The organism is Sphingomonas sp. Ell38C01 (genome assembly GCF_055231975.1).
The window spans coordinates 735,031-759,061 of the sequence record NZ_JBUYVA010000001.1; the positions used below are offsets into that span (position 1 = coordinate 735,031).

General features: G+C 69.8%; 26 protein-coding genes. 11 read left to right on the forward strand and 15 right to left on the reverse strand.

The window, feature by feature from the left end:
- Nucleotides 1-2: 2 nt before the first annotated feature.
- Nucleotides 3-773: an ABC transporter substrate-binding protein gene (locus tag ACV7NO_RS03555; RefSeq protein WP_463404646.1), complete on the forward strand. Its 771-nt coding sequence runs from the start codon at nucleotides 3-5 to the stop codon at nucleotides 771-773.
- Between the two features lie 227 nt (nucleotides 774-1,000).
- Here ACV7NO_RS03555 and cobO read toward each other — a convergent pair whose 3' ends face one another.
- Nucleotides 1,001-1,609, reverse strand: a complete 609-nt coding sequence (cobO, locus tag ACV7NO_RS03560; protein ID WP_463404647.1) for a cob(I)yrinic acid a,c-diamide adenosyltransferase — start codon at nucleotides 1,607-1,609, stop codon at nucleotides 1,001-1,003.
- Nucleotides 1,610-1,640: 31 nt separating this feature from the next.
- Between cobO and cobU the strand changes: the two genes are divergently transcribed.
- Nucleotides 1,641-2,150 carry a bifunctional adenosylcobinamide kinase/adenosylcobinamide-phosphate guanylyltransferase gene (gene cobU, locus ACV7NO_RS03565; RefSeq protein ID WP_463404648.1) on the forward strand — a complete coding sequence of 170 codons (510 nt, stop codon included), beginning with the start codon at nucleotides 1,641-1,643 and terminating at the stop codon, nucleotides 2,148-2,150.
- Nucleotides 2,151-2,272: 122 nt separating this feature from the next.
- Here cobU and ACV7NO_RS03570 read toward each other — a convergent pair whose 3' ends face one another.
- Together ACV7NO_RS03570 and ACV7NO_RS03575 are read right to left on the reverse strand one after the other, a co-directional pair.
- A complete protein-coding gene (locus tag ACV7NO_RS03570; RefSeq protein WP_463404649.1) occupies nucleotides 2,273-2,719 on the reverse strand; it encodes a hypothetical protein in 447 nt (148 codons plus the stop codon).
- Nucleotides 2,720-2,722: 3 nt separating this feature from the next.
- A complete protein-coding gene (locus ACV7NO_RS03575; protein ID WP_463404650.1) occupies nucleotides 2,723-4,057 on the reverse strand; it encodes a NupC/NupG family nucleoside CNT transporter in 1,335 nt (444 codons plus the stop codon).
- Nucleotides 4,058-4,198: 141 nt separating this feature from the next.
- Between ACV7NO_RS03575 and ACV7NO_RS03580 the strand changes: the two genes are divergently transcribed.
- From ACV7NO_RS03580 to ACV7NO_RS03605, 6 genes are all read left to right on the forward strand, one after another.
- Nucleotides 4,199-4,894, forward strand: a complete 696-nt coding sequence (locus ACV7NO_RS03580; RefSeq protein ID WP_463404651.1) for a queuosine precursor transporter — start codon at nucleotides 4,199-4,201, stop codon at nucleotides 4,892-4,894.
- Between the two features lie 95 nt (nucleotides 4,895-4,989).
- Nucleotides 4,990-5,919 (forward strand): acetylglutamate kinase, encoded by a 930-nt coding sequence (gene argB, locus ACV7NO_RS03585; RefSeq protein ID WP_463404652.1) that lies wholly within the window; start codon nucleotides 4,990-4,992, stop codon nucleotides 5,917-5,919.
- Between the two features lie 66 nt (nucleotides 5,920-5,985).
- Complete coding sequence (locus tag ACV7NO_RS03590; protein WP_463404653.1) at nucleotides 5,986-6,291, forward strand: YggT family protein; 306 nt, start codon at nucleotides 5,986-5,988, stop codon at nucleotides 6,289-6,291.
- Between the two features lie 32 nt (nucleotides 6,292-6,323).
- Complete coding sequence (locus ACV7NO_RS03595; protein WP_463407270.1) at nucleotides 6,324-6,590, forward strand: DUF167 family protein; 267 nt, start codon at nucleotides 6,324-6,326, stop codon at nucleotides 6,588-6,590.
- A complete protein-coding gene (gene folD / locus ACV7NO_RS03600; RefSeq protein WP_463404654.1) occupies nucleotides 6,587-7,456 on the forward strand; it encodes a bifunctional methylenetetrahydrofolate dehydrogenase/methenyltetrahydrofolate cyclohydrolase FolD in 870 nt (289 codons plus the stop codon). The genes ACV7NO_RS03595 and folD overlap by 4 nt, the downstream gene beginning before the upstream one ends.
- A complete protein-coding gene (locus ACV7NO_RS03605; RefSeq protein ID WP_463404655.1) occupies nucleotides 7,453-8,070 on the forward strand; it encodes a MarC family protein in 618 nt (205 codons plus the stop codon). Before folD ends, ACV7NO_RS03605 begins: the two co-directional genes overlap by 4 nt.
- A gap of 4 nt (nucleotides 8,071-8,074) precedes the next feature.
- On the opposite strand, the gene ACV7NO_RS03610 is transcribed toward ACV7NO_RS03605, so the two are convergent.
- Entirely contained in the window at nucleotides 8,075-9,805 is a 1,731-nt protein-coding gene (locus ACV7NO_RS03610; protein WP_463407271.1) for an AcrB/AcrD/AcrF family protein, read from the reverse strand.
- Between the two features lie 131 nt (nucleotides 9,806-9,936).
- On the opposite strand from ACV7NO_RS03610, the gene ACV7NO_RS03615 reads away from it, so the two are divergent.
- Nucleotides 9,937-10,365: a GtrA family protein gene (locus ACV7NO_RS03615; RefSeq protein WP_463404656.1), complete on the forward strand. Its 429-nt coding sequence runs from the start codon at nucleotides 9,937-9,939 to the stop codon at nucleotides 10,363-10,365.
- A 1-nt stretch (nucleotide 10,366) separates the two neighbouring features.
- Nucleotides 10,367-11,095: a class I SAM-dependent methyltransferase gene (locus ACV7NO_RS03620; RefSeq protein WP_463404657.1), complete on the forward strand. Its 729-nt coding sequence runs from the start codon at nucleotides 10,367-10,369 to the stop codon at nucleotides 11,093-11,095.
- A gap of 118 nt (nucleotides 11,096-11,213) precedes the next feature.
- Here the strand turns inward: ACV7NO_RS03620 and ACV7NO_RS03625 are convergent, their stop codons facing one another.
- The 4 genes from ACV7NO_RS03625 to ACV7NO_RS03640 form a co-directional block, all read right to left on the reverse strand.
- Complete coding sequence (locus tag ACV7NO_RS03625; RefSeq protein ID WP_463404658.1) at nucleotides 11,214-12,227, reverse strand: glycosyltransferase family 2 protein; 1,014 nt, start codon at nucleotides 12,225-12,227, stop codon at nucleotides 11,214-11,216.
- A 59-nt stretch (nucleotides 12,228-12,286) separates the two neighbouring features.
- On the reverse strand, nucleotides 12,287-13,285 hold the full coding sequence (locus tag ACV7NO_RS03630; RefSeq protein WP_463404659.1) for a M48 family metalloprotease: 999 nt from the start codon (nucleotides 13,283-13,285) through the stop codon (nucleotides 12,287-12,289).
- 99 nt (nucleotides 13,286-13,384) lie between these two features.
- Nucleotides 13,385-15,490, reverse strand: a complete 2,106-nt coding sequence (locus tag ACV7NO_RS03635; protein ID WP_463404660.1) for a RelA/SpoT family protein — start codon at nucleotides 15,488-15,490, stop codon at nucleotides 13,385-13,387.
- 217 nt (nucleotides 15,491-15,707) lie between these two features.
- Nucleotides 15,708-16,049: a CC_3452 family protein gene (locus ACV7NO_RS03640; protein WP_463404661.1), complete on the reverse strand. Its 342-nt coding sequence runs from the start codon at nucleotides 16,047-16,049 to the stop codon at nucleotides 15,708-15,710.
- A 130-nt stretch (nucleotides 16,050-16,179) separates the two neighbouring features.
- Here ACV7NO_RS03640 and ACV7NO_RS03645 point away from each other — a divergent pair, with 130 nt between their 5' ends.
- Nucleotides 16,180-16,665: a winged helix-turn-helix transcriptional regulator gene (locus tag ACV7NO_RS03645; protein WP_463404662.1), complete on the forward strand. Its 486-nt coding sequence runs from the start codon at nucleotides 16,180-16,182 to the stop codon at nucleotides 16,663-16,665.
- 21 nt (nucleotides 16,666-16,686) lie between these two features.
- On the opposite strand, the gene ACV7NO_RS03650 is transcribed toward ACV7NO_RS03645, so the two are convergent.
- The 7 genes from ACV7NO_RS03650 to ACV7NO_RS03680 form a co-directional block, all read right to left on the reverse strand.
- Nucleotides 16,687-17,865: a BaiN/RdsA family NAD(P)/FAD-dependent oxidoreductase gene (locus tag ACV7NO_RS03650; protein ID WP_463404663.1), complete on the reverse strand. Its 1,179-nt coding sequence runs from the start codon at nucleotides 17,863-17,865 to the stop codon at nucleotides 16,687-16,689.
- A gap of 171 nt (nucleotides 17,866-18,036) precedes the next feature.
- Nucleotides 18,037-19,497 carry a flavin-containing monooxygenase gene (locus ACV7NO_RS03655; protein WP_463404664.1) on the reverse strand — a complete coding sequence of 487 codons (1,461 nt, stop codon included), beginning with the start codon at nucleotides 19,495-19,497 and terminating at the stop codon, nucleotides 18,037-18,039.
- A 110-nt stretch (nucleotides 19,498-19,607) separates the two neighbouring features.
- The gene (locus ACV7NO_RS03660) at nucleotides 19,608-20,936 is read right to left on the reverse strand and encodes a cystathionine gamma-synthase family protein (RefSeq protein WP_463404665.1); all 1,329 of its coding nucleotides are present in this window, start codon (nucleotides 20,934-20,936) and stop codon (nucleotides 19,608-19,610) included.
- Nucleotides 20,937-20,992: 56 nt separating this feature from the next.
- Nucleotides 20,993-21,754 (reverse strand): peptidoglycan editing factor PgeF, encoded by a 762-nt coding sequence (pgeF, locus tag ACV7NO_RS03665; protein ID WP_463404666.1) that lies wholly within the window; start codon nucleotides 21,752-21,754, stop codon nucleotides 20,993-20,995.
- An 11-nt stretch (nucleotides 21,755-21,765) separates the two neighbouring features.
- Nucleotides 21,766-22,275: an N-acetyltransferase family protein gene (locus ACV7NO_RS03670; protein WP_463404667.1), complete on the reverse strand. Its 510-nt coding sequence runs from the start codon at nucleotides 22,273-22,275 to the stop codon at nucleotides 21,766-21,768.
- A complete protein-coding gene (locus ACV7NO_RS03675) occupies nucleotides 22,272-23,318 on the reverse strand; it encodes a class I SAM-dependent methyltransferase (RefSeq protein ID WP_463404668.1) in 1,047 nt (348 codons plus the stop codon). The genes ACV7NO_RS03670 and ACV7NO_RS03675 overlap by 4 nt, the downstream gene beginning before the upstream one ends.
- Before the next feature lie 106 nt (nucleotides 23,319-23,424).
- Nucleotides 23,425-23,967 (reverse strand): response regulator, encoded by a 543-nt coding sequence (locus ACV7NO_RS03680; RefSeq protein ID WP_463404669.1) that lies wholly within the window; start codon nucleotides 23,965-23,967, stop codon nucleotides 23,425-23,427.
- Nucleotides 23,968-24,031 lie beyond the last annotated feature (64 nt).

A 24,031-nucleotide genomic window follows, 5' to 3' on the forward strand; every position in this document is an offset into this window, starting at 1 on the left:
GTGTGCCAACGCGGATCGTGTCGATGAACCTGTGCGCGGACCAGCTGGTGCTCGCGCTCGCCGACCGGGGGCAGATCGCGGCGCTGACGCGCAATGCGGCGGATCCGGCGATCTCCGCGGCGGCCGCGCGGGCGCAGGGCATCCCGGTTCTCACCGATTCGTCCGAGCAGCTGCTGGTGATGAACCCGGACCTGATCGTCGCGCCCCGGCGGGCGACCTTGGGCGGGCGGGCATACCGGACGCTCGATCTGGGGATCGCCAACAGCTATGCCGAAATCGAGGACCAGGTGCGGCAGGTCGCGGCAGCGGTGGGGCATCCCGCGCGCGGCGCGGCGCTGATCGCGCGGATGCGGCGCGGGCTGGCGACGATCCCGAAGGTCGGGCCCGAGGCAGGACGGCGGCGAGTGGCGGCCTATTACCAGCGGCGCGGGTACATGACCGGGGGCGGGACGCTGGTCGACGAGATGATGGGGCGGTTGGGGCTGGTCAATCTCGCGACGCAGCTGGGCAAGCCGGCGCTGTCGCAGCTGTCGCTCGAGGAGATGGTGGCGGCCCGGCCCGATTTCCTCATCATGGAAAGCGGCACCGCACGGGTGGCGGACCAGGGGACCGAGATGCTGCATCACCCGGCGCTGCGCGGGATGAAACGCCTGTGGATCCCGCAGGCGTGGACGGTGTGCGGGAGCCCGGACTATGTGCTGGCGGCGCGGACGCTGGCGCGGCAGATCGGTCGATCCTCCCCTGTAAGGGGAGGTGCCAGTCCGCAGGACTGACGGAGGGGTGTCCCGGGTCGGACCGGAGCACGCCGCCGCCGCCGTCGACACCGCTCCGTCGCTTCGCGCCACCTCCCCTTGCAGGGGAGGATCGTGGCAGGGCGCCGAGATCAACACGTCCGTCATCCCGGACCTGATCCGGGATCCATCCGTCCGCGCGACCGACGGCCCGTCGTCTTCGCGGCGCCATGGATCCCGGATCGAGTCCGGGATGACGGTAGAGGGGATCAAAACTCGATCCCCTTCTGCGCCTTCACGCCGGCGCGGAACGGATGCTTGACCATCGTCATGTCGGTGACGAGGTCGGCCACCTCGACGAGCGCGTCGGGGGCGTTGCGACCCGTCACGATGACGTGGGTCATTGGGGGCTTCGCGGCGAGCACCGCGAGCACCTCGTCGAGCGGGAGATAGTCGTAGCACAGGACGATGTTGAGTTCGTCGGCGACGACCATCGCGTAGGACGGATCGGCGATCATCCGCTTCACCTCGTCCCACGCCGCGCGCGCGACCGCGATGTCGCGGGTGCGGTCCTGCGTGTCCCAGGTGAAGCCCTCGCCCATCGGCTTGAACTCGATCTGCTCGGGAAACGCGTCGAAGACCGCCTTCTCGCCGGTTTCCATCGCGCCCTTGATGAACTGGATCACGCCCACCTTCATGCCGTGGCCGATCGCGCGGATGACCATGCCGAGCGCGGCGCTGGTCTTGCCCTTGCCGTTGCCGGTGTGGACGATCAGCAGACCCTTCTCGATCGTCTTGGTCGCCAGTTTCTTGGCCTGCGCGGTCTGCACCTTCTTCATGCGCGCATTGTGATCGGCGTCGGTGCGGGGTGGTTTCATGCCATGCGCCCTATCGGCTATGCGGGGCGACATGCAATCCTTCGGCCGTACCCATTTCGTCCTCGGCGGCGCGCGTTCGGGCAAGAGCCGGCATGCGCAGGCGCTGGCCGAGACGCTCGGGGGCGAGCGCGTGTTCGTCGCGACCGCGCAGGCGTTCGACGACGAGATGCGCGAGCGGATCGCGCGGCATCGGGCGGATCGCGACGCGCGGTGGCGGACGGTGGAGGCACCGCTCGACCTGGCGGCGGCGATCCCGGCGGAGGGGGTGGTGCTGGTCGACTGCCTGACGCTGTGGACGTCCAACCTGCTGCTGGGGGATCACGATATCGGCGCGGCGACCGATGGGCTGCTGGCGGCGATCGCGGCGTCGCGTGCGCGGGTGATCCTTGTGGCGAACGAGACGGGACTGGGGATCGTGCCCGACAACGCGCTGGCACGGCGGTTTCGCGACGAGGCGGGGCGGGTGAACCAGCGCGTGGCGGCGGCGGTGGAGAGCGTCGACTTCGTGCTGGCGGGGATCGCGCGGCGGTGGAAGGGGTGAGATGATCCGCGTTCCCACTCCGTCATCCCAGCGAAGGCCGGGATCTTCGTGAGGCTGGGCGGGCGCTTCCACGGAGAGAGACCCCAGCTTTCGCTGGGGTGACGGTTGTTTGGTCGGGAGCCCTACAGCGTCAGCGCCATCGTGCCGCCGACGGGGACCGCGTCCCACTTCGCGGTCAACTCCGCCATCTTCGCGCGGATCGCGTCGATCGTGGCGAGGTCGATCGCGAGCGGGGGGCAGACGCGCGCGGCGCAGGTGACCGCGTAGAGCGCGAGGACGTCGGCGGCGGGGGTGGTGCCGCCGGACCAGGCGTCGCCCTGGATCGTCTCCACCAGTCGTTCGACGCCGTCGCTCTCGGCGGCGCCCTGCATCGTGAAATCGGCTGCCTCGCCGTCCGCGACGCGGCCGAGAAAGCCACGCGCGGCGACCACCGATTCGACCGCGTAATGGACCATGTCGTGGGGCACGATCCGCTGCTTGGGCGCATCGATCGTCTCGATGCGGCCATCGGCATGGCGCATCGCGAGCGTGTCGCTCCTGCCCGCGCCCTTGGTGAAGACGAGGTCCATGCGTCAGCCGATCAGCAGCCCCGCGAGTGCTGCGGACATCAGGTTGGCGAGGCTGCCCGCCGCCAGCGCGCGCAGGCCGAGCTTGGCGATCATCGGGCGCTGGTTGGGCGCGAGGCTGCCCGTGACCGCCATCTGGATCGCGATCGACGAGAAGTTGGCGAAGCCGCACAGCGCGAACGTCACCACCGCGACGGTGCGGGGGGAGAGCGCGCCCGCCTGCTTGCCGAGATCGATATAGGCGACGAACTCGTTGAGGACGATCTTCTCGCCGAACAGCCCGCCCGCGATCCCCGCCTCGTTCCACGGCACGTTGAGCAGGAACATGACGGGCTGGAAGACATAGCCGAGCAGCGCCTGAAAGCTGAGGCCGGGCAGGCCGACCGCGCTGCCGATCCCGCCGAGCAGCCCGTTGGCGAGCGCGACCAGCGCGACGAAGGCGAGCACCATCGCGCCGACCGCGACCGCGAGGCGGACGCCGGTCTGCGCGCCCTGCGCCGCCGCCATGATGAGGTTGGCGGGCTTCTCCTCGTCGTGCGTCGCCTCGGGAAGCGGCTCGCCGGGGATCGACTCACTCGGCAGCGCGGCGGGGCCGGCGCCGCTCATCCGCGCCTCGGACAGGCGGATCTCGACGTCGGCGTCGGGCAGGTCGCCCAGCGGGAGTTCGCCCTCCGGCGGCACGCTGCGATCGGGCATGATGATCTTGGCCATCAGGATGCCCCCCGGCGCCGCCATGAAGCTGGCGGCGAGCAGATATTCGATGCGGATCCCCATCGAGGCATAGGCGGCGAGGATCGTCCCCGCGACGCCCGCCATCCCGCTGGTCATCACCGTGAACAGCTGCGGCGGCGTCAGCCCTGCCAGATAGGGACGGATGACGAGCGGCGATTCGGATTGTCCGACGAAGATGTTCGCCGCCGCGCACAGCGATTCGACCTTCGACACCCCGATCACCCATTCGATCGCGCCGCCGACCCAGCGGACGACGAACTGCATCACGCCCAGATAATAGAGGATCGAGACGAGGCTGGCGAAGAAGATGATGACGGGCAGCGCCGCGATCGCGAAGCTGGTGCCGCCGACCGCGGGGCTGGCGAGGTTGCCGAACAGGAATTCGGTGCCCTTCTGCGAATAGCCGAGCAGTGCTGCGACGCCCCCCGACGCCCCGGCGAGCGCGGCGCGGCCGGGACCCCAATAGAGCACGATCGTGGCGATCAGCGCCTGCAGCCCGAACGCGGCGCCGACGACGCGCAGCCGGATCGCACGGCGATCGGTCGACAGCGCGAAGGCGATGGCCAGGATGACGAGGATTCCGGCGATGCCGATAGCGAAACGGTTCATGCGCACCCGCGGCTTGATGTTGGCGAACGCGGATCCCCCCGACGCTCAAGCCCGTTACCATGACACGCGCGCCGACGTGTCGCCAGCGGTTTGAAAGCCTGCGGTTTGACGCGCCGGGATTTGGCGTTAGCGTCCCTGCGGATGGACACCCCGACCACCGCGCCGCGCACGATCCCGCCATCCCTGTTCGCGTTCGCGATCTTCTACGGCGGGATGGTCTGCATCGCGGGCGTGCTGGGGAACAAGCAGGTGGCGCTGGGGCCGCTGTCCGCGATCGGGCCGCTGCTGGGGCTGGGCCCGCTGGCGGTGGAGGCGGGGATCTTCGCGTTCCTGCTGCTCGTCGTCGTCTCGTCCGCCACCGCGGAGCTGCATGGGCGGCAGGTGGCGAACCGGCTGGTGCTGTACGGGTTCGTCCCGCTGCTGGTGTCGATCCTGCTGTCGTGGATCGTCCACTTGCTGCCCGCCGCCGCGGACATGATCCCGGCGAACCGCGACGCGATCCAGCTGGTGCTGGGCGCGACGTGGCGGATCTGGCTGGGCGGGATCATCGCGTACGGCATCTCGCAGACGCTGAACGTCACGATCTTCTCGTGGCTCAAGGGGCGGGAGGGCGCGACATTGCTGTGGCTGCGCGCCGGGATCGCCAGCGTGCTGAGCCAGATCGTCGACACGCTGCTGTTCGCGACGATCGCGTTCCTGGGCGTGTTCCCGATCGGCGAGCTGCTTGTCGGGCAGATGGCGGCCAAGGTGCTGCTGTCCGCGATCCTGGTGCCGCCGCTGATCTATGCGTTCGTGGCGCTGGGGCGGCGGCTGGACCGGGGGCTGGATCGGGCGTGACGTTGATTTTGTCCGATCGTGCCGGGTAGAGACCGAGCTTGTCGAGGGCTCGTATCGAGGTACTGGTCTCTCGATACGCCATCTCGACAGGCTCGATGGCTACTCGAGACGAACGGAATGCTTCTTTGACCGACCACACCCCCGATGCGGCGCTGCTCGCCAAGGCCGAGACGCTGACCGAGGCGCTGCCGTATCTCCAGCGCTATGCCGGCAAGACGTTCGTCGTGAAATATGGCGGGCACGCGATGGGCAATCCCGATCTCCAGCGCGATTTCGCGGAGGACGTGGTGCTGCTGAAGGCGATCGGGATCAACCCCGTCGTCGTCCATGGCGGCGGGCCGCAGATCGGCGCGATGCTCAAGCGGCTCGGCGTCGAATCGCAGTTCGTCAACGGCCTGCGGGTGACCGATGCGGAGACGGCGCGGATCGCGGAGATGGTTCTCGCGGGATCGATCAACAAGGATATCGTCGCCTGGATCGGGCAGGCGGGGGGCCGCGCGGTCGGCATCTCGGGCAAGGACGCCGGTCTGGTGCAGGCGGAGAAAGTGGGGGTGCGCGACCCCGATCCGCTGCAGGGGATCGAGCGGCATGTCGACCTGGGGTTCGTCGGCGAGCCCGTCGCGGTCGACCGGCGGATCCTCGACAGCCTGTCGCGCGAGGGGATCATCCCCGTCATCGCGCCGATCGCGATGGGCGCGGACGGGCATACCTACAACATCAATGCGGACACGATGGCGGGCGCGATCGCGGCCGCGGTGGGGGCGTCGCGCTTCTTCCTGCTGACCGACGTGGCCGGCGTGCTCGACAAGGCGGGGGCGCTGGTGACCGATCTCGATCCCGCCGCGGTGCGTGCGCTGAGGGCCGACGGGACGATCTCGGGCGGGATGATCCCCAAGCTGGAAACCTGCGTCGCCGCGGTCGAGGCGGGGGTGGACGCCGCGGTGGTGCTCGACGGGCGCGTGCCGCACGCGATGCTGCTCGAGGTGTTCACGCAGCGCGGGGCGGGGACGTTGATTCGGAAGTGACGCCTTTCGGCGCGGGCGCGGCGTTCCTATAGAGGGAGAGCACGCCGACCGACCACGGAGACACCTTTGCTGCTCATCATCCAGATCGCTCAGATCCTGCTCGACGTCGTGTGGTGGATCATCGTCGTCCAGGCGATCCTGTCGTGGCTGATCGCGTTCAACGTCATCAACACGTCGAACGACCTGGTGCGTTCGATCTGGACCGCGCTCCAGCGGATGACCGAGCCGCTCTATCGCCCGATCCGGCGCGTGCTCCCCGATTTCGGCGCGCTCGACCTGTCGCCGATGGTCGTGCTGCTCATCATCATCATCCTCGACAAGGTGCTCGACGCCGCCGCGGTGCAGGCGGTGTATGGCGGTGCGGCCGTCTGAGCGCTTGGCGCGCCACCGCTGACGGGCTGGCGATCGCGGTCCGCGTGACGCCGCGCGGCGGGCGCGATGCGCTGGCGGCGGGGACGGCGGAGCATCTCGCGGCGCGCATCGCGGCGGCCCCGGTCGACGGTGCCGCGAACGCCGCACTGGTGGCGTTGGTCGCCAAGGCGTTCTCGGTCCCCAGACGCGACGTGCGGGTGATCTCGGGCGAGACGGCGCGGTTGAAGCGGCTGCATATCGATGGCGATGCGCAGGCGCTGGCGGGAATCGCCGCCGCGCTCTATGGGGCGGCGCCATGAGCGCGACGATCATCGATGGGAAGGCCTTTGCGGCCGGGCTGCGCGCACGCGTGGCCGAGGCTGCGGCACGGTTCGCGGACGAGGCGGGGCGCAGGCCGGGCCTTGCGGTGGTGCTGGTCGGCGACGATGCGGCGTCGGCGGTCTATGTGCGCTCGAAGGGCAAGGCGACGGTCGCGGCGGGAATGGAGAGCTTCGAGCACCGCCTGCCCGCCGATGCGACGCAGGACGCGCTGCTCGCGCTGGTCGCGAAATTGAACGCGGACGATGCGGTCGACGGGATCCTCGTCCAGCTGCCGTTGCCCACGCATCTCGACGAACAGGCGGTGGTCGCCGCGATCGATCCGGCGAAGGATGTCGACGGGTTGACGCCGGTCAGCACCGGGCGGCTGGCGCTGGGGCTGCCGGGGCTCGTGCCGTGCACGCCGCTGGGCTCGCTGATGCTGATCGAGGACGTGCTGGGCGATATTTCGGGTAAGGACGCGGTGGTGATCGGGCGCTCGATCCTGGTCGGCAAGCCTATGGCGCAACTGCTGCTGTCGAAGAGCGCGACGGTGACGATCGCGCATTCGCGGACTCGGGACCTGCCGGACGTGGTGCGGCGCGCGGACATCGTCGTCGCGGCGGTGGGCCGCGCGAACATGGTGCAGGCGGACTGGATCAAGCCCCGCGCGGTCGTGATCGACGTAGGGATCAACCGGACCGACGCGGGGCTGGTCGGCGATGTCGATCCCGCGGTCGCCGACGTCGCGGGCGCGCTGACGCCGGTGCCGGGCGGGGTCGGGCCGATGACGATCGCGTGCCTGTTGCGCAATACCGTCGTCGCGGCGCGGATGCGTGGCGGCCTCGCGGCGGAGGCGGGGTTGTGATCGAACTGTTCGTTTCGTCGTTCATCACCTTCTTCGTCATCATCGATCCGCCGGGCTGCGCGCCGATCTTCGCAGGCCTGACCGCGGGGGCGGACGCCGCGCACCGGCGTGCGATGGCGATCCGCGCGGTGATCGTCGCGGCGGGAATCCTGCTGGTGTTCGCGCTGTTCGGCGAGCCGCTGCTCCGGGCGCTGGGGATCGAACTGGCGAGCTTCCGCATCGCGGGCGGGGTGATGCTGTTCCTGATCGCGCTGGAGATGGTGTTCGAGAAGCGCACCCAGCGCCGCGAGGATCGCGCCGCGAACATCACCGAGGAGGAGGCGGAGGACGTCTCGATCTTCCCGATGGCGATGCCGATGATCGCGGGGCCGGGATCGATCGCGTCGGTGATGCTGCTGATGGCGCGCAACGACGGGCTGGAGCGCTCCGCGGTGGTGCTGGCGGCGCTGGGCGCGAACCTGGTGCTGATGCTGGCGGCGCTTCTGGCGGCGGGGCCGATCATGCGCGTGCTGGGGCACAAGATCGAGGCGGTCATCACCCGGCTGCTCGGCGTGCTGCTGGCGGCGCTGGCAGTGCAGTTCGTGATCGACGGGGTGGTCGAGCAACTGCGCTAGACGATCACTCGATCCGGTAGAGCCGCAAGGGCGAACCCTTGGGCAGCGGCTGCTGGACGAGCCAGTCGAAGCGCTCGCCGAGCGCCATGCGGCCGTAGAAGCCGTGGAACGCCTTCGAGCGGTAGATCGTCGATTCGGCCATGTCCGGGCACAGCAGCAGCAATGTCGCCCCGTGCGCCTTCATGATCGCGCGCGCCTGTTCTGGCGAGCCCTTGAACGCGTGCTGGACGTCGAGGATCGCCTGCCCGTTGCGGTGATAGGGGCCGGCGATCGCGTCGTGGTGCGAGGCGACGATCAGGCGCGGGCCGATGTCGACGAAGGTGAAGATCGTCTGCGCGGGATAGCGGTCCAGCGCACGCAGCGCCGGGAGCGTCATGCACCGTCCGCTCGCCTTGTTGACGCGCTGGACATAGGCATTGGGGCGGTCGATCGGCAGCCACTGGATCATGTAATAGGCGAACAGCCCCGACACCGCGAGGAAGGCGGCGACCGAGCCGAACACGCGCACCAGCATGATCGGGCTGCGCTGGACCCACGGGAAGACGATCCACGCCAGCGCGACCGCGCCGGGGATCGCGAGGAGCTGTGCGGCGGGGCCGGCGCGCGCCTGCCACAGCAGCATCAGCGCGGCGAACGCGCTGAACAGGAGGACGGGCACCCATCCGACGATGCGCGCGTCGCGCCGGGCCTGCCACGTCGCAAGGATCGCGCCGATCATCCCCATCGCGGGCAGCGCGACGATCGGGAAGGCGGAGCGGAAGGGGTGGCGGTAGATCGGCTTGGCCTCGCGCACGTTGTTCAGCCATTCGCGTGCGAGTTCGGGGGAGACCTGTTCGGGGCGGCCGAGGCATTGCGGGAAGAGCAGCGCGAACCCGGCGACGACGACGCCCCCCGCGACCGCGGCGAGCGCGAGGCGGACGGGCCGGTTGGCGGGGTTCGCGACGCCCAGCATCACGACGAACGCGCCGGCGGCGACCATCACGCTGAGCCACACCGGCGTCAGCGCATCGCAGCGCAGGACGGAGTTGGCGTAGCTCGCGAAGGCGACATACCCGATCGCGCAGCCCCCGCCGATCGTGGCGCCGTAGACGATCAGGCGCGGTGCTTCGGCGCGGTCCCACACCCAGCGCAAGGCGATGATCGCGCCGGCCATCGCGGCATAGGGCAGCATCTCGAGACCGATCGACAGCGACACCGCGCTGGCGAGGCCGACGAGTGCGCCGCCGCGGTGCATCCGCGGGTCGCTGAGCCCGGCGACGGTGACGCTGAGCATCGCGAGCTGCCAGCCGTGATGGTCGATCCGCTCCGGCATGAACATCAGCAGCGTCGCGGTGCTGCCGAGGAAGAAGACGATCGCGAGCGGCCAGCTCAAGGGCGCGACGAGGCGGCGGACGGTGGCGCCGACGCCGAGCAGCGCGATCGACATGGGGAGCAGCGGGGCGATGCCGCAGGCCAGCTTCTCCGCCCAGACCGGGCCGGCGAACGGGCGCAGGATCACGATCAGCGCCGCGATCGGCAGGTCGACGATTCGGCTCCAGTGGATGTCGAAGCCCTGCGGCGGATTGAGCCGGTAGTTGCGCAGATCGTACCAACCTTGCCCGTGCATCCACGCGCGCACCTGCATCAGCCGCATGTTGTCGTCGGTATCGCCGAGCGCGAGCCAGGTGATCGCGGGCCAGCGCTGCCACACATACCATGCGGCGATCGCGATCCAGGCCGCGAGCGTCCAGCGCATCCAGTGGCGGTCTAGCTGGTCGGCGAGCCGGTTCGTCAAACGCGTGTCCAAGGGTCTTTTCCCCACCCCGCCCCGGGACTAGAGGCTGTACGCGGCCCTTACTCGCGGCCACGCAAAGGGCAAGGGTGGCAGTGGCGACGATCGGCGAACGGGTGGAGGCGCTACGCACGAGCGGCGTGCTGGGGCAACTCGTGCGCTTCGGCATCGCGGGCGGCCTGTCGAGCGTGATCTATTCGCTGGTCTACCTGCCACTGACGCACTTCGTGTTCCCGGAGGCGATGGCGGTAGCGGCGGTGCCGTTCGCGTTCGCGGTGGCGGTGACCGCGGGATTCTTCCTCCACAGCCGGTGGAGCTTTCGCGACCACGGCACGCGCGAGGCGGGGGGCACGCAGCATGTGAAGTTCGTGATCGTCCAGAGCGCGGGGCTGGCGCTCAACGCGGTCATCACCTGGATCGGCACCGCGCTGCTCCATCTCCATCCCTGGGTTCCGCTGGTCCCCGCGATCCTGGTCGCGGCGATCGTGACGTTCCTGCTCAATCGCATCTGGGTGTTCGGATAACATGGACCGTATCGTCTACGACCGCATGGCGGCGCATGATTCGACGCACTGGTGGTATCGCGCGCGGCGCGACATCCTGGCGGACTATCTGGCGCGCTATGGCGGGCTGCCGGAAAAGGCGAAGATCCTCGAGATCGGGTGCGGGACGGGGCACAATCTGCCGATGCTCGGCGCGTTCGGGCGGGTCGACGCGATCGAGATCGATGCGGACGCGCGGCATATCGCGAGCCAGCGGCTGGGGCGCCCGGTCGGCGACCAGCCGCTGCCCGCGCTGCCGGGCATCGAGCGGGGCTATTACGACCTGATCGCGGTGCTCGACGTGGTCGAGCATATCCAGGACGACGTCGCCGCGCTGACGGCGATGCGCGACTGCCTGGCGCCCGGCGGCAAGATCCTGATCGCGGTGCCCGCGCACCAGTGGATGTGGAGTGCGCACGACGTGGTGAACCACCACCACCGGCGCTATTCGAAGGCGACGCTGGCGAAGGCGATCGCGGCGGCGGGCCTGAAGACCCGCAAGCTGACCTATTTCAACTCGCTGCTGTTCCCGCTGGCGGCGGCGGCGCGGGTGGCGGGACGCATGAGCGGACGCGACGACAGCGACGATTCGCCGCCGCCCAAGCTGCTCAACACGATTTTCGAGGCGGTGTTCCGGGTGGAGCGGCATCTGGTCGGGCGGGTGCCGATGACGCCCGGGGTGTCGATCGTGACGCTGGCGGAGCGGGGGTGAGGGGCCACCCCCTGACCGTTCGTCCTGAGTAGCCGCTGAGCTTGTCGAAGGGGCGTATCGAAGGATGCTGGCGTAGCGCGCTGGCCCTTCGATACGCGTCTTCGACTTCGCTCAGCCGCTAATCAGGGCGAACGGGGAGTGGGATCGAGGCGGTAGGGTTGCCTGGAGCCTCCGCCTTGTACCCCAAGGTCGCCCTTCCCTGCACCGGCCCCGCGACGTCGGCGACCAGATACAGCGGGCGGCGCTTCGATTCGACGTAGAGCCGCCCGAGATACTCGCCGATCATGCCGAGCACGAACATCTGCGCAGCGCTTAGCAGCACGACGACGAGCATCGTCGAGGTCCAGCCCTGCACCGCGGAGCCGGTGAAGAAGCCGATCGCGATGTAGACGAGCAGGAGCAGCGACGCGAAGGTGAGCGCGAGGCCGAAATGGCTGGCCCAGCGCAGGGGCGCGGTCGAGAAGCCGGTGACCGCGTCGAAGGCGAGGCGGATCATCTTGCCGAGCGGGTAGTTCGTCTCGCCCGCATGGCGCTCGGCACGATCGTAGGGGAAGGGGACCTGGCGGAAGCCGATCCACGCGACCATCCCGCGGATGAAGCGCGCCTGTTCGGGGAGCGACAGGAACGCGTCGAGCGCGCGCCGGCTCATCAGGCGGAAGTCGCCGGTGTCGAGCGGGATCGGGGTGTCGGTGACGCGGTCGAGCAGGCGGTAGAAGCCGGCCGCGCTCGCCTTCTTGAACAGCGTCTCGCCCTCGCGGCGGCGGCGGACCGCATAGACGACGTCGGCGGCGTCGCGCGCCATCACGCCGAGCATGTCGGCGAGGAGTTCGGGCGGGTCCTGAAGGTCGGCGTCGATGATGAGGATCCGGTCACCCGCGCACAGGTCCAGCCCCGCGGTGAGCGCGAGCTGGTGGCCGTGGTTGCGCGACAGGTTGATCGCGACGACGTGGCGGTCCGCGGCGGACAGCCGCTGCATCACCGCCCAGCTGTCGTCGCGCGAGCCGTCGTTGACGAGGACGATCTCGTGATCGTCGCCGACGCATCCGCGCGCGGCGGCGGCGACGCGGGCGTGGAGCGTGTCGAGGCACGCCGCCTCGTTGTAGCAGGGGATGACGACGGAGAGCGCGACCATGCGCCGGCTCTAGCGCAGCGCCGCGCCGCCGTCACGACCTGACGCGCGAACGGTGCGGGTCAGCCGGCGACGACGAGCTTGACGAGGGTGCCGGCCTTGAGCGGTTCGTCGCCAGGCAGGCCGTTGAGCGCGACGAAGCGCTCTCGCTTGAGCGTCGGCACCGCCATCCGCTGCGCGAGCGTGTCGATCGTGTCGCGCGGGCCGACGGTGACGACGCGGATCACCTGCCGGCCGGCCTTGCCGTCGCCGTAGGGTAGGCCGTCGACCATGCGCAGGAAGCGCGTGTCCTGCGCGGGGCTGGTTTCGGGCTTGCCGGTCGCCTGCGCGAGCGCGGCGGCACGGCGGACGCGGTCCTCGCCATTGGGGTGGGTCGACGCCCAGCTGGGGAGCGCGCGGCCGTTGCTGCCGGTCGCCTGCGCCGCCAGCGACGAGGAGGCGTCGAGCGCGGCGAGCATGTCTGCGGCGGCGTAGGGATCGTACCCCGCCGCGGTGATGTAGCGAACGCCGAGCGCGTCGGCCTGATATTCCTGATCGCGGCCGTATTTGAGCGTGTAGAGCTGGCCGACGGTGCCGACCGCGCGGCGCGCGAGATCGCTGCCGGTCAGCAGCCCGGCGCCTGCCGCGGCGAGCGCGCCGATCGTCGAGCGGGTGTTGCGCGAGGCGGCGTGGCGCGCGGCGACATGGCCGACCTCGTGCCCGAGGACCGAGGCGAGCTCGGCCTCCGAATTCATCAGCGCGAGCAGCTGGCGGGTGACGTAGACATAGCCGCCGGGGATCGCGAACGCGTTCTCGACCGCCGAATCGAGCAGCGTGACGGTGAAGTCGCCGCCCGCGTTCGACAGCCCGGATTCGACCGCGACGCGCTTGCCGACGCGCTCGACGAACGCCGCCTGCGGCCCGCGATACGCACCGCCGAACTCGGCGACGAGTTGGGGGTGGGCCTGCGCGCCTTGTGCCTTTTCGGTCGCGGAGATGCTGCGAACCTGCTGCGCGACGGCGGGGGTGGCGGCAGGGGTGGCGGCAACGAGCGCGGTAGCGGCGAGGATGGCGCGGATCATGGCTGGGCTCCCTGGTGTCGGGCTAAAGTCGCCGGAGAAAATCTGGTTCCACACCTCACACCCGTTCAGTGCGAACGGGTTTGGGGGTGTGGGTGGCCATCACACCCGCTCGGCGGTGTTGACCACGTCTGTCGCGCGCAGGGCGGAGAGGAGGCGCATCAGCTGGTGCGCGTCGTGGACCTCGACGTCGATCATGTTGGTGTGGAAGCCGGTGTCGCGGGTGTCGAGGCGCAGGTTGATGATGTTCGCCTTGTGCGCGCCGATGATCGTGGCGAGGATGCCGAGCGCGCCGGGTTCGTTCTTCACCTCGACCGAGATGCGCGCGGTCGCGCCCTCGGTCTCGTCGCCCCACTGGACGTCGAGCCAGTCGGTCTCGTCCGCCGAACGCTCGGCGAGATCGGCGAGCGCGCGGCAGTCGATCGCATGGACCTCGATCGAGGCGTCGGGGCGGCGCAGGCCGACGATGCGGTCGCCGGGGACGGGGTGGCAGCAGTCGCCGAGCTGGTAGGCGACGCCCGGCGTCAGCCCCTTGATCGAGATCGCGCTCGACTGCGGCGGCGCATCGGCGACGTCGGCGCCCGCGGAGCCGGGCATCAGCGCCTCCATCACCTGTGCATCGGTGATCGTCCGCCGGGCGATCGCCTGCATCAGCGTGGCGTCGTCGGGCATCTTCAGCCGCTTGAGCGCGTTGGCGAGCGCGTCCGTCGCGATCTGCGCGGGCAGGCGGCCGACGATCTCGTCATAGATGTTGCGGCCCAGCGCCAGCGTCTGGTCGCGCTCGACATGGCGCAGGTGGCGGCGGATCGCGGCGAGCGCCTTGCCGGTGATCGCGAAGTTGAGCCAGTTGGGCTGCGGCACCTGCGCCTTGGAGCGCAGGATCTGGACCTGGTCGCCATTCTCGATGACGGTGCGCAGCGGCACGACGCGTCCGTTGATCTTCGCGCCCACGGACTGGTCGCCCAGATCGGTGTGGACCGCATAGGCGAAGTCGATCGGGGTCGCGCCCTTGGGCAGCTGGATCAGCTCGCCCTTGGGGGTGAACGCGAAGATCCGGTCCTGGTACATCGCCATGCGGGTATGCTCGAGCAGCTCCTCGGGCGTGGCGGCGGTGTCGAGGATCTCGACGAGATCGGCGATCCAGCTGTGCTGCGTCTCGGGGCGGACCTTGCTGTCCTGCTTGTAGGCCCAGTGCGCGGCGAGGCCGAACTCGGCCTCCGCGTGCATGTCCGCGGTGCGGATCTGGATCTCGACGCGGGTGTTGTCCGAATGGATCACGCTGGTGTGGAGCGAGCGATAGCCGTTGCGCTTGGGCGTCGAGATGTAATCCTTGAACCGTCCCGGCACCATCGGCCAGCGGCGGTGGATCTGGCCGAGCGCGGCGTAGCAATCCTCCTCGGTCGGGACGATCGCGCGGAACGCCATGATGTCGCTGAGCTGCTCGAAGCTGATGTGGCGCTCCTGCATCTTGCGCCAGATGCTGAAGGGATGCTTCTCGCGCCCCGAGATGTCCGCCTCGACGCCGTGGCGCGACAGCAGGAGCTTCAGCCCCGAGCCGATCTTGGCGATCCGGTCCCCGCCGCCGGCCTTGAGCTGGTCGAGGCGCTTCGTGATCGATTCGTACGCCTCGGGCTCGAGCTGGGCGAAGGCGAGCGTCTGCATCTCCTTCATGAACTCGTACATCCCGATCCGCTCCGCGAGCGGGGCGTAGATGTCCATCGTCTCCTTCGCGATCCGGCGGCGCTTCTCGGGCTTCGCGATGTGGTGGAGTGTGCGCATGTTGTGGAGCCGGTCGGCCAGCTTCACGAGCAGCACGCGGATGTCGTCGGACATCGCCATCAGGAACTTGCGCAGGTTCTCCGCCGCGCGCTCGGTATCGGTCTGCGCCTCGATCTTGCTGAGCTTGGTCACGCCGTCGACGAGGCGCGCAACGTTGGCGCCGAACAGCCGCTCGATCTCCTCGCTGGTCGCCACCGTATCCTCGACGGTGTCGTGGAGGATGGCGGTCGCGATCGTCTCGTCGTCGAGCCTCAGGTCGGTCAGGATGCCGGCCACCTCGATCGGGTGGCTGAAATAGGGATCGCCGCTCGCGCGCTTCTGCGTGCCGTGCGCGTTGACCGAGAAGACATAGGCGCGGTTGAGCATCGCCTCGTCGGCGTCGGGATCGTAGTCGAGGACGCGATCGATCAGTTCATATTGGCGCAGCACGCGACCTTTGTGGGGGCGCGTGCCGCACCTTTGCAACAGGGGAGTTGCGGAATCGTCACGTCGGGGCTTGTTTGAAAATTCGCGGAAGAGCGGGTTTCAAGGCGGTGCCGGCCCGCTCCCCCACCCGGCCACCCATCAGGATACCGTTTGGGAGGCCGGGTGGGGGAGCGGGCCGGCACCGCCGAAATGCGCCTTCAGCGCATTTCCAGACGGACTCTCAGCGTGCGGCGGTCTGCGCATCGCCGGGTTTCGCGTGCGCGTTGCACTTGGCCAGCGCGTCCTCGGCGAGCGGCGCGCCGTTCGCGACGAAGCTGGAGAGCGTGCCCGCCTCGCGCGCGACGAGCTCGCAAAGGATGCCGGGGCGCTCGGGCGACTTGGCGGCGACATAGGCGGGGCCGCGCAGCGTCCACGGCGTCATCCGCGTCATCAGCCGCGGCTTGGCGGGGGCCGCGACGGGGGTGGCGACATAATAGCCGGCGGGGGCCTGCGCGGTGGCGGGCGTCGCGAGCGCGAGCAGCACGGTGGTGGAGAGGGCGGCGATCAGGGGGAGGCGGATCATGGGAAGCATCCTGTTCAAGTTGCGATTCAATACCTAAATTGATGAATTTCAGGTTGCAACTTAAAACTTAGAACCCGTTCCCTTCATGCCGTTTCTGCGATAGGATCGGGGATTGCGAGAGGATGCGGCGATGGGCGGAGTGCGCGAAACCCTGTATGATTGCGGCCTGCCGGCGGCGCTGGAGGCGATGGGGGAGCGCTGGTCGTTCATGATCCTGCGCGCGTCGTTCAACGGGCTACACCATTTCGAGGAGTTCCAGTCCGAGCTGGGGATCGCGCGCAATATCCTGGCCAACCGGCTCACGCGGCTGGTCGAGCATGGCATCCTCAAGCGCGACGCGCTGCCCGAGGATCGCCGCAAGATCGTCTATGGGCTGACCGACAAGGGCCATGCGCTGCTGCCGACGATGGTCGCGCTGCGGCAATGGGGCGAAAAGTGGGAGATGTGCGTGTCGTCGGTCGAGCTGGTCGATGCGCGCGACGGACGGCCGGTGCAGCCGGTCGCGGTGCTGAGCCACGACGGGCGCGTGCTGGGCAAGGGCGACCTGCACTGGGCGCTGTCGGGCGAGGCTGCACGCAGCGTCGAACATGACGGCGAGATGGCGGCGGCGGAATAGCGGTATCGGCCAGCGGACGCCTTACAGGTCCTGCGCTGCGGCCCAGCCGCTGGCCCAGGCCCATTGGAAATTATAGCCGCCGAGCCAGCCGGTGACGTCGACCGCCTCGCCGATCGCGTACAGGCCGGGGAGATGCGTCGCGCCCAGCGTCTTTGACGACAGCGCGGCGGTGGCGATGCCGCCGACGGTGACTTCGGCCTTGGCGAAGCCTTCGGTGCCGTTGGGGGCGAAGCGCCAGTCCGCCAGGCGGCGTTCGGCCTCTGCGAGGCGTGCGTCGGTGGCGGCGCCGAGTTCGCCGCTGGGCAATTGCGCCGCGAGCGCGTCGGCGAGGCGGGTGGGCAGCGCCTGCGCGAGCGTGGCGGCGAGGGTCGCGCGAGCGCGCGCGCGCTTGGCGTCGGTCAGCCAGCCGCGCGGGCGGCCGGGCAGGAAGTCGATCGCGATCGACTCGCCGTGGCGCCAGTAGGACGAGGCCTGGAGGATCGCGGGACCGGAGAGCCCGCGATGCGTGAACAGCGCGGCCTCCGCGAACGCCGCCTTGCCCGCGCGCGCGACCACGGGCGCGGCGACGCCCGCGAGCGTGCGGAACAGCGCTTCGTCGCCGGGCAGCGTCAAGGGGACGAGTGCGGGGCGCGGCTCGACCACCTTCATCCCGAACTTGCGCGCGAGGTCGTAGGCGAAGCCGGTCGCACCGAGTTTCGGGATCGAGGGGCCGCCGGTCGCGATCACCAGCGCGGGGGCGGTGAGCGTGCGATCGCCATGGACGACGATGAAGCGGCCGTCGGCGTGCGAGACGTCGCGGATCGGGTGCGCGAGACGGAGCGCGACGTCCCCCGCGTCGCATTCGTCGAGCAGCATCGCGACGATCTGGCGCGCGGAGCCGTCGCAGAAGAGCTGGCCGAGCGTCTTCTCGTGCCATGCGATGCGGTGGCGCTCGACCAGCGCGAGGAAGTCGGCGGCGGTGTAGCGGCCGAGCGCGGACTTGGCGAAATGCGGGTTGGCGGAGAGATAGTTGGCGGGCGTCGTGCCGAGATTGGTGAAGTTGCAGCGGCCGCCGCCGGAGATGAGGATCTTGCGGCCGGGTTCGGGGGCGTGATCGACCACCGCGACCTTGCGTCCGCGCTGGCCGGCGACCGCGGCGCACATCAGCCCCGCGCCGCCGGCGCCGAGGACGATCGCGTCATAGGATTGCGGGGTGGGCATGGTGCGGGTGCCGTTGCACAGGTGGGGGGCGTGGGTCCAGTCGCTGTGCCGTGGCGATGCCGTACCCCGGCGCAGGCCGGGGTCCAGTCTCGGCGCGGAGCGCCGATCGCGCTGCCGCGCGAGTTTTTTGGATCGGCTGGGCCCCGGCCTGCGCCGGGGTACGATTGCGCCTTATGTCAGCGCGACCGCCTCGCGATCCAGCGTCGCGGTCGCTGCGGCATAGTCGGTGCAGTTGCCCGACCAGTTCTGGTGGATGCGGCCGTTCGCGGCCTTGTACCAGCTGTGGCAGTGCGGATCGGCCCAGACGGTCGCCTCGAGCGTGCGCGCCATATCGGTGTTGAAGGTCGCCTGCGCGGCGGCAGTCACCTCGGCGCGGCGGGCATCCGTCGAGTCGAGCGCGGCGAGCGCCTGGAGCGCGTAGCCCACCTGCGCCTCGAGCATGAAGCTGATCGAATTGTGCCCCAGATTGGTGTTGGGGCCGTACAGCACGAACATGTTGGGGAAGCCGTGGACGAGGATCCCCAGATACGCTTCCGGGCCCTCCGCCCACGCGTCGCGTAGCGTGAGGCCGCCCGCGCCGGTCACCTCCATCGACCAGTTCCACTCGGTCGTCTCGAACCCGGTGGCGAAGATCAGGACATCGAGGTCGTGATGTGCGTCCGCGGTGGCGATGCCGCTCGCGTCGATGCGTTCGATCGGGGCGGCTTCGAGCGTGACGTTGGGGCGGCACAAGGCGGGATAGAAATCGTCCGCGAACAGGATGCGCTTGCAGCCGATCGGATAATCGGGGGTGAGCTTCGCGCGCAGCGCGGGGTCCGCGACCTGCGCTTCGAGATGATCGAGCGCGGTGCGGGTGAAGGCGGCGCGGCCCTCGGGCGTCCACGCGAACGCCTGCCAGAAGAACGCGTCGGACTGGTCGAAGATCATCGCACGTTGCTGCGCGCCGAGGCGGATCGCGACGTCGAGCCGGGTCGCCATCAGCGCCTTGGCCTCGTCGGTGACGGGCTGGTCGTTGCGCGGGACGACCCAGTTGGGTGTGCGCTGGAACACGGTCAGGTGCGTGGCGACCTTCGCGACCTCGGGGATCAGCTGGACCGCGCTGGCGGCCGAGCCGACGACGCCGACGCGCTTGCCCGTCAGGTCGAGATCGTCGGGCCACGCGGCGGCGTGGAGCATCGTGCCCGCGAACGTGTCGCGGCCTGGGATCGCGGGCAGCATCGGGCGGCTGAGCTGGCCGAGCGCGGGGACGATCGCGTCGAATGCCTCGCGTGCGCCGCGTTCGGTCTCGACGTGCCATAGCGCGGCGGTGTCGTCCCAGGTCGCGCGGGTGACGCCTTCGTTCAGGTGGAGGATGTCCGCGAGGCCGAACTGGTCGACCAGCGCCTCGGTATAGGCGTGGATCTCGGGGCCGCGCGCATAATGGTGGCTCCAGTGCGGGTTGGGCGCGAACGAGAACTGGTAGAGGATCGCGGGCACGTCGCAGGCGACGCCGGGATAACGGTTCGCGCGCCAGGTCCCCCCGACCGCGTCGGCATGTTCGTAGACGACCACGTCGTGGCCCGCCTCGCGCAGCTTGATCGCGGCGCACAGCCCGCCCATCCCGGCGCCGATCACCGCCACGCGCTTCGTCATCTTGCTCTCCTGTCCGTCGCGGTCTGGCGCCGCGCGGGGGAGGATGGCGGAGCGGGAGCGGGATGCAAGGGGGTTCGTCATCCTCCCCGCGCCGGGGAGAATCTTGACCGTCAGATCGCGTCCAGCGCCTGCGCGAAGTCGGCGATCAGGTCGTCGGCGTCCTCGACGCCGATCGAGATGCGGACAAGGTTGTCGGTGATGCCGAGCGCGGACTTGCGGGGTTCGGCGACCGACAGGTGCGTCATCCCCGCGGGGTGCGAGGCGAGCGTCTCGGTGCCGCCCAGGCTCACCGCGAGCTTGGCGATCTTCAGCGTATCGAGGAACGCGAACGCCTCGCGCTCGCCGCCCTTCAGGTACAGCGAGAAGGTCGAGCCCGCGCCGGTGCAGTGGCGGCGATAGATGTCGGCCTGCCGCGCGTCGCCCTGCTCTTCGAGGAAGCCGAGATAGCCTACGCGCTCGACCTTGGGGTGGCCGTTGAGGAAGGCGCAGACCTTCACCGCATTCTCCCCCGCGCGGCTCATGCGCAGCTCGAGCGTTTCCAGCGACCGCAGCAGCATCCACGCGGTGTTGGGGTCGCAGATCGTGCCGATCGTGTTGCGCATCGACCGGATCGTGTCGATGTGCGCCTTCGTCCCCAAGACCCCGCCCGCGACGAGATCGCTGTGCCCGCCGGCATATTTGGTGAGCGAATAGACGACGATGTCCGCGCCGTGCTTGAGTGGCTGGTGCCAGAGCGGCCCGAGGAAGGTGTTGTCGATCGCGATCGGGGGCTTGTCCGCACTGTCGCCGAAGATCGCGTCGCGCGATGCGGCGACCGCCTGGACGTCGACCAGTGCGTTGGTGGGGTTGGCGGGGCTTTCGAGATAGATCAGCGCGACGCGGCCCTTCGCCGCCTTCGCCATCACCGCATCGATTTCCTCGCGCGTCGCGCCCGCGGCGAAATCGAGCCACTCGACGCCGAACTTGCCGAGCACGCGCGCGATCAGCGTCTCGGTCGCGGCATAGAGCGGGCCGGAATGGACGATCGTGTCGCCGGGCTTCACCATCGCGAGGAAGAGCGTGGCGATCGCGGACATGCCGCTGGAGAAGGCCAGCGCGTCCTCGGCCTCCTCCCAGACGCCGAGGCGATCCTCGAGGATCTCCTGGTTGGGGCCGTTGAAGCGCGAATAGACGAGGCCCTCCGCGCCGCCGGGGCGCTTGCCCGTCACGCCCTCGAAATGGCGCTTGCCCGCCGCCGCGTTGGGGAAGACGAAGGTGGAGGTGAGGAAGATCGGCGGCTTGAGCGAGCCTTCGGACAGCGCGGGATCGTAGCCGTGCCCCATCATCAGCGTCGCGGGCTTCAGCTTGCGGCCGCCGATCTCCTCGACCTGCGGTTTGGGGGCGACGCGGGGGGCGACGCCGGTCAGGTCGGCTTCGGTCGGGCTGGTGTCGTCGGGCATCGGGACTCTCCTGCTTTTGCGCGCGAGCCTAGACACGAAACTGGTATCTATCGAGACTATTCGCGCGCGATCAGCGCGATCTGGCGACCATAGGAGGGTTCGCCGCGATGGGTCGCGCGGCGATAGCTGAAGAAGCGACCGGCATCGCCATAGGTGTCGAGCCCCAGCGTCTCGACGGTGCGCACCCCCGCGGCAGCGAGGCGGTGCGCGACATAGGCCTCCAGATCGAACTGGTGGTGCGCGTCGCGGCCGGGGGCGAAGAAGCGCTCGTTCTCGGGATCGGCCTCCTCGAAGCGGCGCGCAAAGGCGGCGTCGACCTCGTAGCTGGCGCGCGCGATGCAGGGGCCGACCGCAGCGACGATGCGGTCGCGCCGGGCGCCGAGCGATTCCATCGCGGCGAGCGTCGAATCGGTGACGCCGCCGAGCGCGCCCTTCCACCCTGCATGCGCCGCGCCGACGACGCCCGCATCGCGGTCCGCGAACAGGACGGGCGCGCAGTCCGCGGTGAGGATTCCGAGCGCGAGGCCCGGACGGTCGGTGACGAGCGCGTCGCCCGATGGACGGACGCCCTCGTCGAACGGTGCGAGGACGGTGACGCAGTCGGCGGAATGGACCTGGTAGAGCGTGACGAGACGCGCGCCGGGGCGCACCGCCTCGATCGCCAGCGTACGGTTGCGTGCGATCGCGGCAGCATCGTCGTCCGACCCGAGGCCGACGTTGAGGCCGTGGTGGATGCCGTTCGATACGCCGCCGCGGCGGCCGAGGAAGCCGTGGGGGACGCCCGCCAGCGCGCGCGCGCGGTTCACTTCGATGGTCATGGGATCAATGGTCACAGGGTCAATCGCATCAACCGGTCCTCGTCCACCGTCTCGCCCACCACGAAGTCGTAGCGGCCGATATCGACGAAGCCCAGCCGGCGATAGAAGGCCTTGGCGCGTTCGTTGCCGACATAGACGCTGAGGACGACGTCGCGCCTGCCCATCGCGCGTGCGGTGGCGAGCGCCCAGTCGGTGAGCGCGGGGCCGACGCCCGCGCCGTGATGCGCCTTCAGGACATAAAGCTGGTGCAGCTCGATCGTGGCGTCGCTCCAGTCGCCGGGGAAGGCGACGGGGCCGAGCTTGACGTAGCCGACGATCGCGTCGCCCTCGGTCGCGACGTGGAGGCGATAGGCCGGGTCGGTGACGTGCGCGGCGAGGCCGGTGGGGCCGAACGCGGTGTCGAGGAAGGCGTTGAGGTCTGCGTCGGAATAGAGCGTGCCGAAGGTCTCGACGTATGACGTGCGCGCGACCGCGCAGATCGCGGCGGCGTCTTCGGGGCGGGCGTCGCGATAGGCGATCATGCGAATCCCTCCGGGGCGGGCCAGGCGGGGGCGACCACCGCGAGCGCCTTGAACAGGTCGCCCATCGCGTCGACCAGCCGGTCGCGATCGGCACGGACCTCGGGACGGGCCGTCGCGAGCGCCGCGGTCCGTGCGTCGATGCCGAGCGTGGTGAGGAAGGCGCGCTGCGGGACCGGGCCGGCGACGCGCGCGCCGTCCGCGCGTGCGGCGATGCCGAGCGTCGCGAAGTCGACATGCGCGGTCAGGTCGTGCTCGCCGGGCGCCTCGAACGGGTTGGCGTAGGCGTGCGCGCGGACGGCCTGAAAGGTGTCGCCGGTGGCGGGGCCTTCATAGCCATAGTCGATCGCGAGCAGCGCGCCGCCCTGCGCCACGATGCGCTGCGTCAGGTTGCGGACGATCGCGACCGAGGCGGGCGAGGTTTCGATGATCGCGCCGTTGGGGGCGTCGCGCAGATGCTCGGGGATGACGCCGTCGGGGATCGTCTTGCCCGCGATCGGCAGGAACAGCGTCTGCGCCCCGGCGTCCTGCGCCGCCACCATGCGCTCGTGCCACGTCTCGCCGCGACGGACCATCTGGTGGATCGGCAGCGCATCGAAGAACTCGTTGGCGACGACGATCAGCGGCACGTCGTCGGGGAGGGTGTCGATCGAATCATGCCATGTCGCGTCCGGGACGCGCGTCGCCTGCGCGGCGCGGAGCGCGGGGCTCGTCTCGACGAGGTGGACCGGGGGGGCGAACCCCGCCTTCGCCATCGCGCGCGTCGCATCGGCGGCGAGGGTGCCACGCCCGGGGCCGAGCTCGACCCACGCGACGTCGGGGCGCCCGGCGCGGTCCCACAGGTCCGCGCACCACAGGCCGATCAGCTCGCCGAACATCTGGCTGATCTCGGGTGCGGTGGTGAAGTCCCCCTGCGCGCCGAGCGGATCGCGGGTGGCGTAATAGTGCGCGTTGGCGGCGGCCATGTAGTGCGCGATCGGGATCGGGCCTGCGCGCAGGATCGCGCGGGCGAGGCGCTCGGCGAGGGTGGGGACGGCATCGGACATCGCGATGCGGTTAGCGCAACGCGCGGGGGTTGCGAAGGCTGGAACGCCTCCTCGTGACGGTGAAGCACCAGTGGCGGAAGACCCCAGCTTTCGCTGGGGTGCCGGATTATGCTCGCAGCCGCGCGAGCTCCTCCGCGAGCGTGCGGAGCGAGGCGGCGAGCGTCTCGCGGTCGGCGTTCGCGGCGGCGAGCGCGACGCGGGCTTCGCCCAGCTCGATCGCGCGGGTGGCGATGCGCGCGTCGAGCGCGATGTTGGCGCGCTTCCACTCGGTCATCCGGCGGTGACGCAAGATCACGCGATCGATGCGCGCGCGTAGTTCCTCCATCGCGAACGGCTTGGCGACATGGTCGTCCGCCCCCGCGGCGAGCGCCTGGACCGCGGCGGCGGGATCGCTACGCGCGGTGACCATCACGACGGGCAGGTCGCTCGTCTCCGCGCGCGCGCGGATTGCGGTGAGGACCTCGACCCCGGACAGGCCGGGCATCTCGTGATCGAGCACGACGCAGTCGAACGTTGCGGTCGCAATCCGGTCGAGCGCGGCGCGCCCGTCCTCCGCGACGATCACGCGGTGGCCCGCATCGGCGAATGCGCGCGCCAGCACCTCGCGGTTGGTGCGGCTGTCGTCCACCACCAGGATCGTCGCAGGCATCGGGGTCCTTTCGTGCCGTGTGTCGAAGGACAGCCTAGCGCGACCGGAGTCACCGCATGGTTAA